Below are 1,902 nucleotides of genomic sequence, written 5' to 3'. Positions count from 1 at the left end.
GCCCGCTGCGCTCCCAACTTAATTTGTACCCGGCCACAATCCGCTCTTCTTTGCAAAGGGCGCTACTTAACAAATCTCCAATAATCTCGGCAGCTTTGGCAATTTCATCCTCAAGCACCTTACTCATTTACAAATCCTCCTATGGAATTTTCGTAATGCTTCCGCGGTGTCGTGCCGCGGCGTGACTTCCGGCTTGATCCGCAGGTCACTGAGCTTCTGGCGGCTGATCCCGGTCGCCAGGGTAATGTCCGTCGACGTCACGCCCTTGGCCCTCAGATCGTCCAGCATGTCTGTCCACGGCGTTTTGCCAAACAAAACCCGACGATGCAGGCCTTCGAGCAAATCACCATTAACAACCGAGGGCACGATGTTGGGATCGTTGCACCATCGCCCAATTTGCGTTTCGTCGACTTTGACCACCCTGGCGATCGCCTTAACCTGCCATCCGATGACCCGCAGATCGACGACCATTTGGCCCCATCGACTGAGCGGACGGTTACTCGGCACGACTCGCCTTATACTCGGCCCATATCTCAGTGTAATTCACACCCCGAAGAATCTTCGAGACAACGCTTTGCGTTACGCCGTACTTCCTGGCGAGTTCGACTTGAGCAACCCCGGCCCGCTTTCCCTGGTGAATCGCATGGACATCCTTGCTAGTCAGGCTGCGCTGCGCCCGGTGACTGACCTGGGCTTTTTTCAACTTAGGCGTGTTGCTAGACGTGTTGCGAACCATCCATGACATTGCTTCACTCATCGCTTTGGCTCCCCCATTTCGATGATCTCGCCAACCCAGCGAGCCTCAACGCCTAAAATCGGTTTTACCGTGCCAGCGCCAAAATTAACCGCCTGGACCGGATCTAGTTCTGGTTGTGGTGGCTTCCCCTTCAACGCGCTCTGAGATTTTGAGTGCACAAGTCGATCAGTGCCAGAAAGTGCGCTTTCGCCTTCAAACAATTGATACCATCGAGAATACATGTCATCAGCTCCTTGTTATTAGTTAAAAGGCTACTCGCTGCAATGCGCTCACCAGGGGAGGACATGACCCAACGCACCATCCGCTTTCACCAGTGCCCTACTAAGAAGGCGGCAGGATAATAACCTGCTGAAACGATACGTCAACCCGCAAATACAAGAAAAATGTACAAAATTGCTGTTTCAAATGCGGCCTACAGGGCCGTCGAGCCATTCCAGTCGGGTACTTGCCCGCCAAGATCGCGCGTCAGAGCGGTCATAAACTCGATTGTGGCCACTATTTCTGCCCGCCGGCGGTGAGGTTTCAGGTATTTTGTACTAGCCCGCGGTAATCGTTTCCGGCTAAATATGTCCTCTGGGACCATCCGGGCCTGCCTGCGCGCACTCTTTAACCTGGCGTACATCAGGAACTCTTCCGTCAGTTCATGTTTCCTGTGAAATTGCGTCATACTCTGCAATTCCCGGCATACTTTGTTGCACACCCGGCATAGCCACATATCGCGAAAACACAGAATTTTTGTACTCCGCTCGCACGTTGGGCATATCGCGCTCAATCGCGCATCACCCCTCACGAATGAGCAGTCAATCTTCTCGACATAATCCGGGCCGGATATATAAATCGCAGAATTTTTGTATAGAAATACCACCCCATTCTCTGAAACCACACGTTTTTTGTGTATATCGTTGGGCTTGACCCAGTGAACTTCATCGTATGTCATTGCTCGCATTTGCTATTTCCTCGTCGCCGTGTTCATATCGGCATCCATTTAACCTGTGAGATTAACAAAAATGTTGGAAAATAAAATTGATTCGTTGATTAAAGCCCTCAACCAAAATACAGCTGCATTACTTGGAAGTAACGCGCCGGTTGCCGAAGCACCGGTTGCTGTGGTTTCTGGATCCACCCCGGCCTCTCCACAAGAAACC

At 51.7% G+C, this 1,902-nt stretch carries 1 protein-coding gene; it reads right to left on the bottom strand.

Annotation, left to right across the window (positions count from 1 at the left end; translation table 11 throughout):
• Window positions 1–123 precede the first annotated feature (123 nt).
• Entirely contained in the window at window positions 124–471 is a 348-nt protein-coding gene (locus WBC85_RS09635) for a hypothetical protein (RefSeq protein ID WP_424435936.1), read from the bottom strand.
• Between the last annotated feature and the right edge of the window lie 1,431 nt (window positions 472–1,902).

It is taken from the genome of Planktotalea sp. (assembly GCF_049680325.1).
Lineage (GTDB): Bacteria > Pseudomonadota > Alphaproteobacteria > Rhodobacterales > Rhodobacteraceae > Planktotalea.
The sequence above is the reverse complement of the archived record's forward strand: the minus strand, read 5'-3'. Positions and strand labels throughout refer to the sequence as shown.